The sequence below is a fragment of the Streptosporangium sp. NPDC002607 genome, assembly GCF_053592655.1.
In genome coordinates this window covers 130,720-145,743 of record NZ_JBSFWD010000014.1, presented here as the reverse complement: position 1 = coordinate 145,743, position 15,024 = coordinate 130,720, and the positions used below count along the sequence as shown (strand labels likewise).

Annotated in this window: 12 protein-coding genes; 4 read left to right on the top strand and 8 right to left on the bottom strand. The window is 70.7% G+C overall.

The features are described 5' to 3' along the window. Window positions 1-514: 514 nt before the first annotated feature. Genes ACWD3H_RS18350 through ACWD3H_RS18340 form a run of 3 tightly spaced genes read right to left on the bottom strand, consistent with a single transcriptional unit; the run spans window position 515 to window position 4,560 of the window. Window positions 515-1,021, bottom strand: coding sequence for a LuxR C-terminal-related transcriptional regulator (locus ACWD3H_RS18350; RefSeq protein ID WP_451955795.1), 507 nt, complete (start codon window positions 1,019-1,021; stop codon window positions 515-517). 52 nt (window positions 1,022-1,073) lie between these two features. Then, window positions 1,074-2,120 (bottom strand): LacI family DNA-binding transcriptional regulator, encoded by a 1,047-nt coding sequence (locus ACWD3H_RS18345; protein WP_451955794.1) that lies wholly within the window; start codon window positions 2,118-2,120, stop codon window positions 1,074-1,076. Further along, window positions 2,104-4,560: a beta-xylosidase/alpha-l-arabinosidase gene (locus tag ACWD3H_RS18340; protein ID WP_451955793.1), complete on the bottom strand. Its 2,457-nt coding sequence runs from the start codon at window positions 4,558-4,560 to the stop codon at window positions 2,104-2,106. The genes ACWD3H_RS18345 and ACWD3H_RS18340 overlap by 17 nt, the downstream gene beginning before the upstream one ends. A gap of 356 nt (window positions 4,561-4,916) precedes the next feature. Between ACWD3H_RS18340 and ACWD3H_RS18335 the strand changes: the two genes are divergently transcribed. From ACWD3H_RS18335 to ACWD3H_RS18325, 3 genes are read left to right on the top strand one after another with little or no spacing between them, the layout of a single operon-like run. After that, window positions 4,917-6,254 carry an extracellular solute-binding protein gene (locus ACWD3H_RS18335; RefSeq protein ID WP_451955792.1) on the top strand — a complete coding sequence of 446 codons (1,338 nt, stop codon included), beginning with the start codon at window positions 4,917-4,919 and terminating at the stop codon, window positions 6,252-6,254. Beyond that, entirely contained in the window at window positions 6,251-7,177 is a 927-nt protein-coding gene (locus ACWD3H_RS18330) for a carbohydrate ABC transporter permease (protein ID WP_451955791.1), read from the top strand. The genes ACWD3H_RS18335 and ACWD3H_RS18330 overlap by 4 nt, the downstream gene beginning before the upstream one ends. A 2-nt stretch (window positions 7,178-7,179) precedes the next feature. Next, entirely contained in the window at window positions 7,180-8,079 is a 900-nt protein-coding gene (locus tag ACWD3H_RS18325) for a carbohydrate ABC transporter permease (protein ID WP_355554661.1), read from the top strand. Window positions 8,080-8,150: 71 nt separating this feature from the next. On the opposite strand, the gene ACWD3H_RS18320 is transcribed toward ACWD3H_RS18325, so the two are convergent. The 4 genes from ACWD3H_RS18320 to ACWD3H_RS18305 form a co-directional block, all read right to left on the bottom strand. Then, on the bottom strand, window positions 8,151-8,708 hold the full coding sequence (locus tag ACWD3H_RS18320; RefSeq protein ID WP_451955790.1) for an OmpA family protein: 558 nt from the start codon (window positions 8,706-8,708) through the stop codon (window positions 8,151-8,153). Next, window positions 8,692-9,342: a hypothetical protein gene (locus ACWD3H_RS18315; protein ID WP_451955789.1), complete on the bottom strand. Its 651-nt coding sequence runs from the start codon at window positions 9,340-9,342 to the stop codon at window positions 8,692-8,694. Before ACWD3H_RS18315 ends, ACWD3H_RS18320 begins: the two co-directional genes overlap by 17 nt. Before the next feature lie 80 nt (window positions 9,343-9,422). Further along, window positions 9,423-12,230, bottom strand: a complete 2,808-nt coding sequence (locus tag ACWD3H_RS18310) for a BTAD domain-containing putative transcriptional regulator (protein ID WP_451955788.1) — start codon at window positions 12,228-12,230, stop codon at window positions 9,423-9,425. Between the two features lie 3 nt (window positions 12,231-12,233). Further along, window positions 12,234-13,763, bottom strand: a complete 1,530-nt coding sequence (locus ACWD3H_RS18305; protein ID WP_451955787.1) for a protein kinase domain-containing protein — start codon at window positions 13,761-13,763, stop codon at window positions 12,234-12,236. A gap of 151 nt (window positions 13,764-13,914) precedes the next feature. Here ACWD3H_RS18305 and ACWD3H_RS18300 point away from each other — a divergent pair, with 151 nt between their 5' ends. Further along, on the top strand, window positions 13,915-14,421 hold the full coding sequence (locus ACWD3H_RS18300; RefSeq protein WP_451955786.1) for a DinB family protein: 507 nt from the start codon (window positions 13,915-13,917) through the stop codon (window positions 14,419-14,421). A 41-nt stretch (window positions 14,422-14,462) separates the two neighbouring features. Here the strand turns inward: ACWD3H_RS18300 and ACWD3H_RS18295 are convergent, their stop codons facing one another. Next, window positions 14,463-14,984: a MarR family winged helix-turn-helix transcriptional regulator gene (locus ACWD3H_RS18295; protein WP_355554673.1), complete on the bottom strand. Its 522-nt coding sequence runs from the start codon at window positions 14,982-14,984 to the stop codon at window positions 14,463-14,465. Window positions 14,985-15,024: the final 40 nt, after the last annotated feature.

Below are 15,024 nucleotides of genomic sequence, written 5' to 3'. Positions count from 1 at the left end.
CAGCTGTTTGCCTGGGAGTATGTGGGCTTGTGGCGGATCCGCCAGCGATAGGCGGTGCCGTCGACGCTGATCAGCCTTGAGCCCTTCTTAGGAATCGCCACGGAACCGGCCTCCTGCCTTGTTTCGTCCCTGCTCCGTAAGAGCACCGAAGACAGCGACAGGTAATGCGAGATGCTCGCCAGCGTAGCCATCGCTCAGTCTCATGATCGAGCAGTTTTCGCATGGCCGGACCCGGCGGTGCGGCCCTCCAGACCGGGAAGCACAGGGCACACCCAGGGCACATGGGCACGAGAAGCGGCGCGAAACGACGAGAACCAGCGAAAGCCAAAAGCCCAGATCAGAACGCCTTCTAAAAGATCGCCGCAGGTCAGTCATCATGACGGATCAGATCTCGATGTACTAGAAGAGATGCATACACGAGCTGAAATGATGTTCGTGTCGGTAGGTGATCACGCAGAGGCAGGCCGACGGTTTGGGAAGGCCTGACCGCGGCTGGGGCCGGCGAGCTTGGTGATCATTGCGGCGACGGGTTGACGAGCCTGCCTTCGTAGGCGGCGATGACGAGCTGAGCCCGGTCCCGGGCGTGCAGTTTGGCCAGGAGTCGGCCGATATGGGTCTTGACCGTGCCGACGGTGAGGTGCAGGTGCTCGGCGATCTCGGAGTTGGACATTCCCCTGCCGATGAGGGCGAGCACCTCGCGCTCGCGCTGGGTGATGTCGTCGAGGTCTCGCGCGGCCGGGGCGGGGTGGGGGCGTCGCAGGAATTCGGCGATGAGCCGACGGGTGACGGTGGGCGCGAGCAGCGCTTCGCCGGCGGCGACGACTTTGATGGCGGCCAGGAGCTCGGTCGCCGTGGCGTGCTTGAGGAGGAAGCCGCTCGCACCTGCCCGTAGCGACGCGTAGACGTATTCGTCCTGATCGAACGTGGTGAGGATCAGTACGCGGATGTCGGCGCCGGCCGGGTCGGCACAGATACGCCGTGTCGCCTCGATGCCGCCCATGTCCGGCATCTTCACGTCCATAAGGACGGCGAGACGGGCACGCGCCACCCTCCGGTGGGCGGTCGTAAGCGGGTCAGTTTCGGCCGGTGGGGCCCTCGGGTGGGGCGGGGGCGGTGGAACCGCGTACCACCAGTTCGGTGGCGAGTTCGACGTGGTGGGAGTCGACTCGTTCGCCTGCCGCCAGGCGCAGGGCCGTGCGTACGGCGACGCCGCCCATCTCTCGCAGCGGCTGGCGTACGGTGGTCAGCGGGGGCGAGGCCATGCAGGCGACCTGGGTGTCGTCGAAGCCGACGATGCTGAGATCCTCGGGCACGCGCAACCCTCGCGCCCTGGCCGCCTCCAGCACGCCGAGCGCGATGTCGTCGCAGCCGGTGAAGATGGCAGTGGGGACCTCAGGCAGGTCGAACAGGGCCGCGCCGCCCGTCACACCCTCCTGGTAGCGGAAGTGCCCCGCCCGTACGTAACCCGGAGGAACCGAAGCGCCTGCGGCCTCCATGGCGGCGCGGTAGCCGTGTAGCCGGGCCTGGTTGCAGGCGGCGGTGGCCGGGCCGCCGAGGTAGGCGATGCGCCGATGTCCGAGCGTGAGCAGGTGCTGCGTCGCGGCCAGGCCCCCGGCGAAGTTCGTCGAGCCGACGCTGGTGACCCCCCTGGTCTGCGGCAGGTTCAGCGGGTCGATCACGACCAGTGGCAACCGCACGCGGGACAGGGCGGCGAGCTGCCCGGCGGTCAACTCGCTGGTGATGGCGATCAGGGCCCGCCGTCCGGCCGTGACCAGGCCGCGCGCCCAGGCTCCGGCGCGGTCGGCGTTCGTCCGGATGCTCACCACGATCGCCGCGTCGACCTCGGCCCCGGCCTGCACAGCGCCCTGGACGATCTCGGTCGAGTACGCGTTGAGATCGGCGTCCAGCTCCACTTCGATCGTGTCCAGCACGGCCGCGTCGCCCCGGCGGCGCTGCGGCGGCGCGACGTAGTCGTGCTGCTCCAGCAACGACTCCACGAGGGAGCGGGTCACCGGGGAGACGTCACCTCGGCCGTTGAGCACCTTCGACACGGTCGCGACCGACACGCCCGCCGAGGCCGCGACCGTGGCCAGCGTGGCCCGTTTAGGACTGGCCGGCATCTGTTCCTCCCTGCTGTGTGGCGGAAGAGCCCGGTGTCGGTTCCACATCCACGCGGGTGACCAGTCGGCGGCCCAGGCCGACGTGACGCAGCGGGCCGGTCAATCGTATGTGGCCCCGGCAGGGCAGGTCGGACGCCGACGTGCCCACGAGCACCTCAAGGTCCCCCGGTTCGACGATACGCCGCAGGTCGCGCCCGGTGAACGCGGTCCGGTCGGCGGGCACGGTGAAGGTCGCCAGGGCGCTCGCGCCGGGCTCCAGCCGAACCCGGGCGAACCCGGTGAGCTGCCGCACCGGTCGGGTGACCTGGGCGACCACATCGTACAGGAAGAGCTGGACGACCTCCTCGCCCGCCCGGCCCCCGGTGTTGCGTACCCGCACCGACACGGTGAACTCGCCGTCGGTGGGCACCTCGGCGTCGCTGATCCGCAGATCGTCGATCTCGAAGGTGGTGTACGAGGCGCCGTGCCCGAACGGGAACAGCGGGGTCGGGTCGAGATTGCTGATGCCGTGGCTGTTGGAGCCCAGCGGCGGCTGCAGGTAGGTGCCCGGCTGCCCGCCCGGGCCGCGTGGGATCTGCACCGGCAGCTTTCCGCTGGGCTGCACCCTGCCGGACAGGACCCCGGCGACGGCCGCCCCGCCCTCCTCGCCGGGCATGAACGCCTGGACGAGCGCGGCGGCCGTCCCGGACACCCGGCCCAGCGCGTATGGACGGCCCGAGACGACGACCACCACGACCGGCGTGCCGGTGGCGACCAGCTCGGCCAGCAGGTCCTCCTGCACGCCGGGCAGCCGCAGGTCTTCGGCGTCGCAGCCTTCGCCCGACGTACCCAGCCCGAACATCCCCGCCAGGTCGCCGACGACGGCCACGCACACGTCGGACTCACGGGCCGCCTGGAGCGCGGCGACGAAGCCGGAGCGGTCGTCGCCCCGCACGTCGCAGCCTGGCTCGTGGATCAGCTCGGCATCGGGCAGCTCGGCCCGCAGCGCGTCGAGCAGGCTGGGTGCGGCCACGCCGAGCCCGAGCCCCGGATGACGGGGCAGCACGTGGTTGGGGAAGGCGTAGCAGCCCATGAACGTGTGCGGGTCGTCGGCGCAGGGGCCGACCACGGCCACCCGGCGCGGCCCCGGACGCCCCTCGCCGAGCAACGGCAGCGCGGTGCCCGCGTCGAGCAGCACGATCGACCGCTCGGCCAGTTCCCGGGCCAGTGCCCGGTTGGCCGGCGAGTCCAGGTCCACGGCCCGTGCCCCGGCCACCGACTTCTCCGGCGTCCAGTCCGGGTCCAGCAGTCCGAGCTGCACCTTCTGCGTGAGCAGGCGCCGGGCGGCCCGGTCGACCAGGGACTCCGGCAGCTCGCCCCGCCGCACCCGCCCGGCGAGGTGCTGGCCGAAGCCGAGCGTGTCGGGCAGCTCGACGTCGATGCCCGCGGTCAGCGCCTGCACCCCGGCCTCGTCGGTGTCCGCGGCGATCTGGTGCGTCGTCGCGAGGAACGGGATCGCCCAGTAGTCCGACACCACCGTCCCGGTGAACCCCCACTCGTCGCGCAGCAGGTCGGTCAGCAGCCACGAGTCGGCCGCGGCGGGAACGCCGTCCACGTCGGAGTACGAGTTCATGACCGAACGCGCGCCGCCCTCGACGATGGCGGTCTCGAACGTCGGCAGGATCATGTCCATCAGCTCGCGCCGGCCCATCGGCACCGGGCCGTGGTTGCGGGCCGCCCGGGAGGCGGAGTAGCCGGCGAAGTGCTTGAGCGTGGCGATGATCCCGGCGCTCTCGAGGCCGCGCACGTAGGCCGCGCCGAGCATCGCGACGAGGTACGGGTCTTCACCCATGGTCTCCTCGACCCGGCCCCAGCGGTAGTCGCGCACCACGTCCAGCACCGGCGACAGGCCCTGGTGGACGCCCACGGCGCGCATGTCCCGCCCGATGGCGGCGGCCATCCGCTCTACCAGGTCCGGGTCGAACGTCGCGCCCCAGGCGATGGCCGCCGGGTAGACGGTCGCGCCGTAAGTGGTGAAACCGGTCAGGCACTCCTCGTGGACCAGCGCCGGGATGCCGAGCCGGGAATGCTTCACCACCTCGGACTGCAGCCGTACCACCTCCGCGGCGCCCTCCGCCGCGGTCACCGGAGCACTGCCGAACACCCGCGTCAGGTGGCCGAGCCCGTGGCGGATCGCCTCCTCGAAGGGCACCCTCCCCGAGGCCGCGAAGACGTCCTGCATCGGGGCCACGTTCGCCGGGCCTTCGGCCTCCCCCTCGGGCTCCCCGCCCTGGTCGGCCTGCATGTCGTTGCCGAGCCACCGGCTGCCGAGCTGGCCGATCTTCTCCTCCAGGGTCATCTCCTCAAGGAGGGCGTCGACCCGGTCGGCCACGGGGAGTGCCGGGTCCTGCCACGGACGGAGGATCCGGCCCGCCGCGGAGGCCCCATCTAGCGCCGTCATCTGCTCTCTCCTCAAGAAAAACTCACCCGGACAACTTTCCGAAACTTTTCGGCGTGTTGCGGTAGCCCTGCTCGAATCCTGGCGCACCTGAGATGACCAGGAAAAGTCCCAGATGAGAGTACATTACATACCTTACATACGAAGCTCATGCCGATATGAGGCCACCCCTTGACAGGCAAGTAGCGGAAATCTAAATTTGCGTGCCACGCGGCCTGTTTCGGAAATGTTTCGACATGCTGGGCTCAAGAAGAGCGGATGCCTGGCAGCGGAGGTGCTGATCCACGACCGACGACCACCGCCACTGATGTTTCACATGGAGCCGCGCCCAGCTCGGCATTCGACATACGGAGATCAGCGTGGAGTCAACGACACCATCTCGCCGCACCTTCCTCACCCTCTCCATGGGCATCCCCCTGGGAGCCGCGCTGGCGGCCTGTGGCACTTCCGGCCCCACAGCGGCGGGCGGAGGCGGAGGCGGTGGGACCAAGGCCACTTACTGGTACTTGGCGGTCCAGCCGCAGGAGGGCGTGCGCACCCGGGCCGTGGAGCGGTTCAACAAGGCCAACCCCAACGGGCAGATCACCGGGACGATCCTCCAGAACGACGCGTACAAGACGAAGATCAAGACGGCGATCGGGGCGGGCCAGGCCCCCACCATCATCTGGGGTTGGGGCGGCGGGACCCTGCGCACGTACGTGCAGGCCGGCCAGGTGGAGGACCTCACCTCGTGGTTCGACCAGAACGCCGCCGTGAAGGACCGGCTGTTCCCCTCCTCCTTCGGGGCGGCCACGATCGACGGCAAGATCTACGCGATGCCGTGCGAGACCATGCAGCCCATCGTCCTGTACTACAACAAGAAAATCTTCGACCAGGTCGGCGTGCAGCCGCCGGAGTCGTGGGGCGACATCATGGCCCTGGTCCCCAAGTTCAACGCCGCCGGCATCGCCCCGTTCTCCCTTGGAGGCCAGTCCCGCTGGACGAACATGATGTGGCTGGAGTTCCTCTTCGACCGCATCGGCGGCCCCGAGGTGTTCCAGGCCGTGTTCGACGGCAAGAAGGACGCCTGGTCCCACCCCGCCGCCCTCGACGCCCTGACCAAGCTGCAGGACCTCGTCAAGGCGGACGGGTTCATCAAGGGCTTCTCCTCGATCACGGCCGACTCCAACGCCGACCAGGCCCTGCTGTACACCGGCAAGGCCGCGATGATGCTGCACGGCGGCTGGACGTACGGCAGCATGTCGACCGACGGCGGTGACTTCGTCTCCGGCGGCCACCTCGGCTACATGAACTTCCCGCCGGTCGAGGGCGGCAAGGGCGACCCCAGCAACACCGTCGGCAACCCGGGCCAATACCTGTCGATCTCGTCCAACGCGACCGCCGAGCAGAAGGAGATCGCCAAGAAGTTCTTCGCCACCGCCGTGCTCAGTGACGAGGAGGTCAAGGAGTGGGCCAGCACGGGCGCGGTGCCGATCGTCAACGGCGCCGACAGCGCGTTCGCCACCGCCAAGGACGCGGACTTCCTGAAGTTCGTCTACGGCATCGCCAGCAACGCCAAGTCGTTCGCCCAGTCCTGGGACCAGGCGCTCAGCCCCACCGCAGCCGAGGTGCTGCTGGACAACATCGCCAAGCTGTTCCAGCTGTCGATCACGCCGCAGCAGTTCGTGTCCAACATGAACGCGGTCATCGGCAGTTGAGCGCGTTCGCCACCCCCGTGCGGAGGGGGACGCCGCCGGCCGCCACGCGAGAGGCCCGAGGCGGCGTCCTCCCGTGGCTGGCCGTGCCGGCTCTGGCGGTGTTCGTCGCCTTCGGGGTAATTCCACTGGTCGGGGTCCTGTTCCTCAGCTTCACGTCCTGGGACGGGCTCGGCGACATCCAGATGTCCGGGCTCACCAGCTGGTGGGCCGTGCTCAGCGACCCCGGCCTCCTGCACGCGCTGTGGGTGACGTTGCTGGTGATGGCCGCCTCCTGGGCGGTTCAGACGCCGATCAGCATCCTGATCGGGGTGTTCCTGGCCGGGCACCAGCGCTATCGCGCGCTGCTGGCCGTGCTGTACTTCATCCCACTGCTGCTCAGCTCGGCCGCCGTCGCCATCGCCTACAAGGCGCTGCTCGATCCGAACTTCGGGCTCGGTGCCGGGCTGCACATCGGGCTGCTCGCACAGGACTGGCTCGGCGAGCCCTTCCTCGCCTTCAGCGTCGTGATCTTCGTGGTGTCGTGGCAGTTCATCCCCTTCCACTCGCTGATCTACCAGGGCGGCGTACGGCAGATCCCGCGCTCCATGTACGAGGCCGCCGAACTGGACGGCGCGGGCCGCGTCCGCAAGTTCTTCAGCATCACGCTGCCGCAGCTCAAGTACACGATCATCACGTCCTCCACCCTCATGGTCGTCGGGTCCCTGACCTTCTTCGACCTGATCTTCGTGCTGACCGCGGGCGGTCCTGGCGACGCCACCCGGGTGCTCGCCCTGGACATGTACAAGCGCGGGTTCCAGGCCAACCTCATGGGACCGGCCAGTGCCATCGCCGTCATCCTCGTCCTCGTGGGCCTGGCCCTGGCGTTGCTCCTGCGCCGGCTCGGCGGCGGCGACGCAGGAGCCAGCCAGATGGAAGGGGCCTGACCATGGGCTTGACCCACACGACCGGGCTCAAGCGGACCCCGGCGGCCGAAACGGAACCGCGCCGGCGCCGACCGCGTCCAGGCGGCGAACGCCCCAACTGGCTGGGCGGGGCCGCGGGCTGGCTGTGGCTGGCGATCGTGATCGTGCCGATCTACTGGATCCTCATCACCAGCTTCAAGGCACAGAGCACCTACTACGCCACCAACCCGCTGGCGCCGCCTACCGAGCCGACCCTCAGCAACTACAAGATGGTCATCGAGTCCGACTTCCCGCTGTACTTCCTCAACAGCCTCATCGTGACCGTCGGCGCGGTCGTCCCGGCGGTCACGGTCGCGTTCATGGCGGCGTACGCGATCGTCCGGGGCGGCGCCCACCGCTTCCTGCGCGGGGTGAACTCGCTCTTTCTCATGGGGCTGGCCATCCCGCTGCAGGCGACCATCATCCCGATCTACCTGATCATCATCCGGCTGCGCCTCTACGACTCGCTGGCGGCGCTGATCCTCCCGTCCATCGCCTTCGCGATCCCGCTGTCGGTGCTGGTCTTGGCCAACTTCATCCGTGACGTGCCCAAAGAGCTGTTCGAGTCGATGCGGCTGGACGGCGCGGGCGAGATGACGACGCTCTGGCGCCTGGCCCTACCGCTCACCCTGCCGGCCGTGGTGACGGTGACGATCTACAACGCGCTGACGATCTGGAACGGATTCCTGCTACCGCTGATCCTCACCCAGAGCCCCGACAAGCGCACGCTGCCGCTCGCGCTGTGGACCTTCCAGGGACAGTACAGCGTGAACGTGCCCGCCGTACTCGCCTCCGTCGTGCTGACCACGCTCCCCCTCCTGATCCTGTACGTGGTCGGCCGCCGTCAGCTGCTCAGCGGCCTGACGGCCGGTTTCAGCAAGTGACCTTTCCCGGGCGGTACGTGGCTTATGACGGATCGGATCTCGACGCACCGATGCGCCGGACAGGGCTCGGATCACCGCTTGGCGTCGAAGACGATCTCCACCCGCCGGTTCTTCGCCTGGTTCTCCTTCACCGGCCGTCCCTGGACGGCGTTGGGCACTCTGGGCCGTCTCTCGCCGAAGCCCACGGCCTGAAAGGTCACGCGTGACAGCTGCTGCGCAAGGACCTGCCGCACGGCCCGCGCCCGCCGCAGGGACAGCTCGTCGTTGTAGGCGTCGCTCCCCTGGTCGTCGGTGTGCCCCTCGATCCTGACCACCCCGCCCGCGGAGTCGGCCTGGATCCGCTCGGCGACCCGCCGCAGCCGCTGTTGCGCCTGCGGCGTCAGCGCGGCCCTGTCAAGCGCGAACAGCACGTCGCTGGTGAGCGCCACGGTGACCTGATCACCCTGCTTGGACTCGCTCTCGGCGCCGTCGAGCGACTCCACCTCGGCGATGACGTCCTCGACGGGGGCGAGGATGTCCTCCACCCCGGCCACGGCGTCCTCCGGATCCGCCCATGCGACCGCGGCCGGGCCCGCCACCAGGGTGAACGCGAGCGTGAGGACCGCGAGACGCTCAGGAGATCGGGACATCGGTGAACACGCCCAGCACTTTGAGGTCCACATTGATCTTCGTGACGTCCGGCGGCGGGGCGGCGAACGTGGCGTGCAGCGGCAGCACCTCACCCGGCTCGGTGAACACGTCGTAGTCGGAGCACAGGCACTTGGCCCTGGGGTACTTGCCCGTGCGCGCGACGGTGTACCGCTTGCCGTTGACCGGGTCGACCAGGCTGATCCCCGCCACGGTCAGGCCGAGGCCACCGGGGGTGTCCCCCATGTCGCTGCTCATCTGCCAGCGCTCGTCGCCCTTGTTGGTGACCGTCCAGGTCAGCGTGGAGAGCCGGCCCTGCCGCTTGAGGCCGGTGATCTGCACGGTCAGGTCGGCACCACCGGCTTTGACCTCCCTATCGGCGATCGCCTCGCCCTGCTCGGCGGGCGCGGCCTTCTGCTCGGCGGCCCCAGCGGCTTCGGAAGGCTCGGCGGACCCGGAAGGCTCAGCGGAGTCAGCGGAGTCAGCGGAGTCAGCGGAGTCGACGGGCTCGGTGGAGCCGGTGGCCTGCTTCTCCTCGCCGCCACCACCGCGCTGCTGCCCGGGAAGCACCCCGCAACCGGCCAGCACGATCGCCAGCACGGACGCGGCCACCGCCGGCGTGATTCCTCTTCTCAACGCGTCCCACCTCTAGTAGCCGTCATGGATCGAATCGAACCCGACCGTAGGCGAGACACCTTCAGGATCCGCATAGTGCGCTAAAGGCGCAGGCCGCGGCGGCGCCGTACCTCGCCGGCGAGTTCTTCTGCCCCGGCGAGGCCATGCCGGTCACCGAGAACGTCAAACTCTCCCATAGAGCTTGTTATCGCACCAACTGCACCATCTATCTCATCAAGGTCCAAAAGGGCTGCGGCCAGGGTCAGTAGCGCCTGCGCGGCACCCCTGCGGTCCGCGTGCTCGCGGAACGTACCGAGCGCCTCCTCCGCGGCCCCGCGGGCGACGTCGGGCCGGCCCTCCGCCATGGCCACCCTGGCCAGGATCACCAGCCCCGCGGCCTCGGGCAGCCGATCCCCCAGCCGCCTGAGCAGACCGAGACCGCGTTCGGCCCGCTCACGCGCCTCGATGGGGCGCCGCTGGTCCAGATGGAGCCCGGCGAGGTCGAGCGAGACGGCCGCCTCGCCGCGCGGATCACCCAGCTCGCGATAGGCCGCGAGGCTCCTGACGAGCAGGTCCTCCGCACGCCGCAACCCGCCGAGGGCGCGCAACGCATCGGCCCTGCCGCGCTGGTCGCCCGCGGCCGAGAACGCGGTCAGGCAGGCCACAAAACACGCCTCCGCCTCCTGCGACCGCCCCCTGGCAAGGTGGACCAGGCCGAGCCGGTGCCGGGTACGTGCCACCTCTCCCGCCTCCGCCAGCGAAAGCGCCCGCTGAAGGGCCTCGGCCGCCGCCACCAGGTGGCCCCGCACCCGGTGCAGATCTGCCGTGGACCGCAACAGCAGCGCCTCGCCGTGGCGGTGGCCCATCCGCCTCGCGGCCCGCAGGCCGATCTCCGCGGCCATGTGCCAGTCCTCGTGGTGCGCGCCGAGCTCGAAGAAGGGCGTCAGGTAGAAGGCCAGCCGCCAGGCCGCCTCGTCCAGGCCGGCCCGCTGGAAGTCGGCGACCGCCGCGACCAGGAACCCCCGCTCGGCGGCCAGCCAGCGGGCCGACTCCCTGAACTGCGTGGTCGCAAGGGCCATGACCTGCTCCGCCGTATGGGCCAGGGTCTGGCCCGAGCCCGGCTCCGCGGGCAGGAGCAGTGCCCTGGCCCGCCGGGTGCGGTCAAGGATCTCCCGTCCGGCCACGGCGAGGACCTGCCCGGGCTCGCCCTCCTCGTCCAGGCGCTCGGCGGCATAAAGCCTGGTCAGATCGTGCCATCCGTATCTCTCCTGGCCGGTCGCGTCGAGCCCGCGCACCTGCAGCAGGCCCGCCTCGGCCAGCGCCTCCAGCAACCGGTCGGCGGGCGCGCCGAGGATCGCCGAGGCCGCCCACGGGGCGAAGTCGGGCGCGGACAGCGCACCGAGGCGGCGCAGCAGCAGGCGTTCCCGATCCGAGAGCGCGTGGTAGCCGAGCGCCAGGCTGCTCCGTACGGCCAGATCGCCCGCGCTGAGCTCGTCGAGGCGGCCGCGCTCGTCCTCAAGTCGTCCCGCCAGGTGCTTCAGCGTCCAGTCCGGCCGCCGCGCCAACCTGGACCCGGCGATCCTGAGCGCCAGCGGCAGCCCGCCGCACAGCGCCGCGATCCGCGCCGCCGCCTGCGGCTCGGCCCGCACGCGCTGCTCGCCCACCACCCTGGCCAGCATCGCCACGGACTCGCCGGGATCGAACACGTCTAGCTCGCAGGCGCGCGCCGCCTCCAGGCCGAGCAACGGCGAGCGGCTGGTCACCAGCGTCAGGCAGCCGGGCCCGGTGGGTAGCAGCGGGCGCACCTGTGCCTCGTCGACCGCGTCGTCCAGCACCACCAGCAGCCGCCGCCCGCTCACCATGCTGCGGTAGAGACGGGCCCGCTCGGCCGGCTCGATGGGCACGGCCCCCTGCGGGCAGCCGAGCGAGCGCAGCAGGTCCTCCAGCACCGCGCCCGGCGTCCTGGCCCTGAGCGAGGCGTAAAGCCGTCCGTCGGGGAATTCGAGCGCGGTGGCCGCGTGGATCGCCATCGCGGACTTGCCCGCTCCCGCCGGGCCGTGCAGCACCAGGTGGACGGGCGCGCTACCGGCCGTGGGCACCGCCCCGCGGATCCAGTCCAGCACGCGCTCTCGCCCGGCGAAATCGACGACGTCCGGCGGCATCTCGTTCGGCACGGCTCTCGGAGACGCGTCCTTGGCCAGTACCCGCTCGTGCGCCTCCCGCAGCTCGGCGCCGGGTTCCAGGCCGAGCTCGTCGACCAGCAGCCGCCGCGCCTCCTGGTAGGCGCTCAGCGCCTCCGGCCTGCGTCCCGCCTGGTTGAGCGCCAGCATGAGCTGCCCCCATGCCCGCTCCCGCAGCGGGTACGCGGCCACGAGCGCGCGCAGCTCCCCGGTCAGCTCCGCACCGCGGCCGAGCGCCAGGTCCAGCTCGACGCGCTCTTCGAGCGCGGTGAGCCGCAACTCCTCCAGTGGTACGGCATAGGCCAGCCGCAGCGGCCCCGAGTCGATGCCGGCCAGCGCGGGTCCCCGCCAGAGCGCCAGGGCGGCGCGCAGCTCGTCGGCCGCCTCGGCGATCCTGCCCGCGTCCCTGGCCCGCCTGCCGGCGCTCACCAGGCGCTCGAACCTGTGCGCGTCCACCTGGTCGGGGTCGACGTCGAGGAGATAGCCTCCGGGCACGGTCCGGATCCCGTCCACCACCTTGCGCAGCGCGCTCACGTACACCCGCAGCACCGGCTCGGCCGAAGCCGGCGGCTCCTCGCCCCACACCTCGGCGATCAACCGGTCGACGGTCAGCACCCGCCCTCGCCGCAGCAGCAGCGCGGCCAGCAGCGCCCGGTGCTTGGCGGGTCCGGGCGTGAGGTCACGGTCGCCGTCAAGGACCCGCAGCGGTCCCAGCACGCCGAACCGCACCGCTCAGCCCTTCGCCGGGCGAAGCTCGAACGAGCGGAACCTGACCTGGACGGGCTCGGCCGTGTCCGGCGCCGCGTAGACGCCGGTGTCCCCCGGGCCGTAGGGGTTCCGCGTGTCGGCGGCCTCGCTCACCAGTTCGTCGTTGAGCCACATGCTCAGGGCGACCCGGTCCCCCCGCTGCTCGCACTGGGCGACGATCCGGTTGTCGGCTGACTTCTTCACCCGTACGGGCCCGTGCAGGACCGTGCTCTGCCCGCCGTGCCGTTTGGCGATCGAGGCGCTGCCCGAACCGGTGACCGCGAAGTCGTAGCGGTCACCGGTACTCGCGTCGCCGTGGCACCAGACGCCGAACTCCCCCGAGCCCCGCTCCAGCCGGATCCTGGAGCTGACCACGATGCCCTCGGCGGGCTCGGCGGGCTCGGCGGAGAAGGGCGCCGACTTCCACAGCCGCCAGCCGGGGTTCGCGGTCAGCAGGTAGGACCCACCGTCCTGCTCGGCCCTGCCACCGTCGGACACGCCGACGGCCCAGGATTCGGCGAAGTCCGCGTGGTAGGGCAGCGCCGGTGTGCCGAGGCCGGCGTAGGCGGTCCATCCGCCTGCCAGGAGCGCCACGAGCGCGATGGCGCCCGCGATCCACGGCCACCGCCGGGTGCCCCTTCCGGGCCGTGTCTCTGCGGTGACCGGTCCCTCGGGTGCGCCCGGCGCACCGGTGACGGCCCAGGCACGCTCGACCACCTGGCTTGCCGCCGCCGGGGTCGGCCGGCCGCCGATCAGCTCGTCCAGCAACTGCTGGGCGCTCGGCCGCCGCGCGGGATCCCTGGCCATGGCCCGCTCGACGACGGCGCGCATGCGTTCGTCGAGGCCGTCGAGATTCGGCCCCTCGTTGAGGATCCGGTAGAGGACCTCCGGCGGCGGACCGCCGCCGAACGGCAACCGTCCCGTGCCGGCGAACGCGATCATCCCGCCCCACGCGTAGACGTCGATCGCGGGCGTCAGCGGCTCGCCGCGCACCTGCTCGGGGGCCATGAAGGCGGGCGTACCCATGATCGTCTGGCTGGTCAGGCTCTGGTGGTCGACGAGCTGGGCGATACCGAAGTCGATCACGCGCGGGCCGAGCGGCGACAGCAGCACGTTCGACGGCTTGAGATCGCGATGGATCACCCCCGCCCCGTGGATGGCGTGCAGCGCCGTGGCGATCCCGACCGCGAGAGCCTCCAGGTTGGCGCCGGTCAGCGGCCCCTGCTCGCGTACGGCCTGCGCCAGGTCGGGTCCCCTCACGTACTCCGTGACGAGGTAGGCGGCACCTTCCTCGATCCCGGCGTCGAGCACGGGAGCGGTGCAGAACCTGGCCACGCTGCGCGCCGCCGTGACCTCGCGGTCGAAGCGCCGCCGGAAGGCCGGGTCACCGGCCAGCTCCGGGTGGATCACCTTCACCGCGGCCAGGCCACCGGTCGGGGTGGTGGCGAGGTGCACCACGCCCATACCGCCCCGGCCCAGCTCACGCCTGAGCTCGTATCCCCCGATCGCCTTCACCGGAGTCACCTTACGATTAAACGATTACATCCGGGACAAGCCCTCCCCTTCGTCACGACTCGTCGCCGGCACCTTCGCGGACCCGGCGTGCGCCCGCCGGGCTGCGAAAAACTCATGACAACGGCCACCTGCGGCGAAAGGATTGGGCCCCATGACCGACACGCGCGTTGACACCCCCTTCATCGCCGACGAGCGCACCATGCTGCACTCCTGGCTGGACTGGCACCGGGAGACCCTGGCGGTGAAATGCGCCGGGCTGTCGGACGAGCAGCTTCGCCTGCGCTCCGCCGAGCCGTCCACGCTCTCCCTGCTGGGTCTGGTCCGCCACATGACCGAGGTCGAGCGCAACTGGTTCCGCAACGTCCTCAACGGTGAGGGCATCGGCCCGTTCTACTATTCCGACGACGATCCCGACGGCGACTTCGACACCCTGGAGACGACCACGACGGAGCAGGCCTTCGCCCGCTGGCGGGAGGAGATCGCCCACTCTCGCGAGGTGTCCGCCGGGCTCCCCATCGACACCGTGGGCAAGACGCAACGCCACGGCCATGACGTGTCGTTGCGCTGGATCCTCGTCCACATGATCGAGGAGTACGCCCGGCACAACGGCCACGCCGACATCATCCGCGAGCGGATCGACGGGGTCGCCGGGGAGTAGGCAGGGCCTGCCGGAAACCAGGCGGACCGGCAGCGGGCGGCTCAGCTGGGGGCGGGGGTCTCCGCCAGCGTCTCGGCGATCAGCCGGTCGAGGTTGGCCGGGCTCGCCGGACGGGCGATGGCGGCATCGGCGAAACGGGCCAGGAGCCGGGCGAAGACCTCGCGGTCCTGCTCGTCCCAGTCGGCCATCAGGCCGTCCAGGTAGGTGCGCCGGTGGCGGACCACCACCTCCAGCACGCGGCGGCCCCGCTCGCTCAGCACGAGCCTGGCCCGCCTGGCGTCCACGGCCGACTCCTCGCGCTCCACGAGCCCCGCGCCGATCGCGTCGTTGACCAGCCTGCTGGCGGTGGAGGGATCGACGTCCAACTGCTCGGCCACGGCACCCACGGTCACCTCGGGCACGTCCAGGCTCAGCTTGTGCACGGCGTGCACAACCATGACGTTCGACATGTGCACCGGCCGCTGCGGCTCTTCGGCCCTGCGCGCGCGCAGTGGCCGCGACCAGATCCGGCGGAGCCGAAACAGGGCCACATCGATCACCGCTCCGGGCGTCCCCTCGTTCACGGCGCCACCCTAACGCCTGCGGGGGGCGACGGGCGCCCCC

Excerpts from the sequence above, each read along its gene's own strand:
- ACWD3H_RS18350 (WP_451955795.1), bottom strand. The coding sequence starts at position 1,021 with ATGGACGTGAAGATGCCGGACATGGGCGGCATCGAGGCGACACGGCGT.
- ACWD3H_RS18345 (WP_451955794.1), bottom strand. The coding sequence starts at position 2,120 with ATGCCGGCCAGTCCTAAACGGGCCACGCTGGCCACGGTCGCGGCCTCG.
- ACWD3H_RS18340 (WP_451955793.1), bottom strand. The coding sequence starts at position 4,560 with ATGACGGCGCTAGATGGGGCCTCCGCGGCGGGCCGGATCCTCCGTCCG.
- ACWD3H_RS18325 (WP_355554661.1), top strand. The coding sequence starts at position 7,180 with ATGGGCTTGACCCACACGACCGGGCTCAAGCGGACCCCGGCGGCCGAA.
- ACWD3H_RS18320 (WP_451955790.1), bottom strand. The coding sequence starts at position 8,708 with ATGTCCCGATCTCCTGAGCGTCTCGCGGTCCTCACGCTCGCGTTCACC.
- ACWD3H_RS18300 (WP_451955786.1), top strand. The coding sequence starts at position 13,915 with ATGACCGACACGCGCGTTGACACCCCCTTCATCGCCGACGAGCGCACC.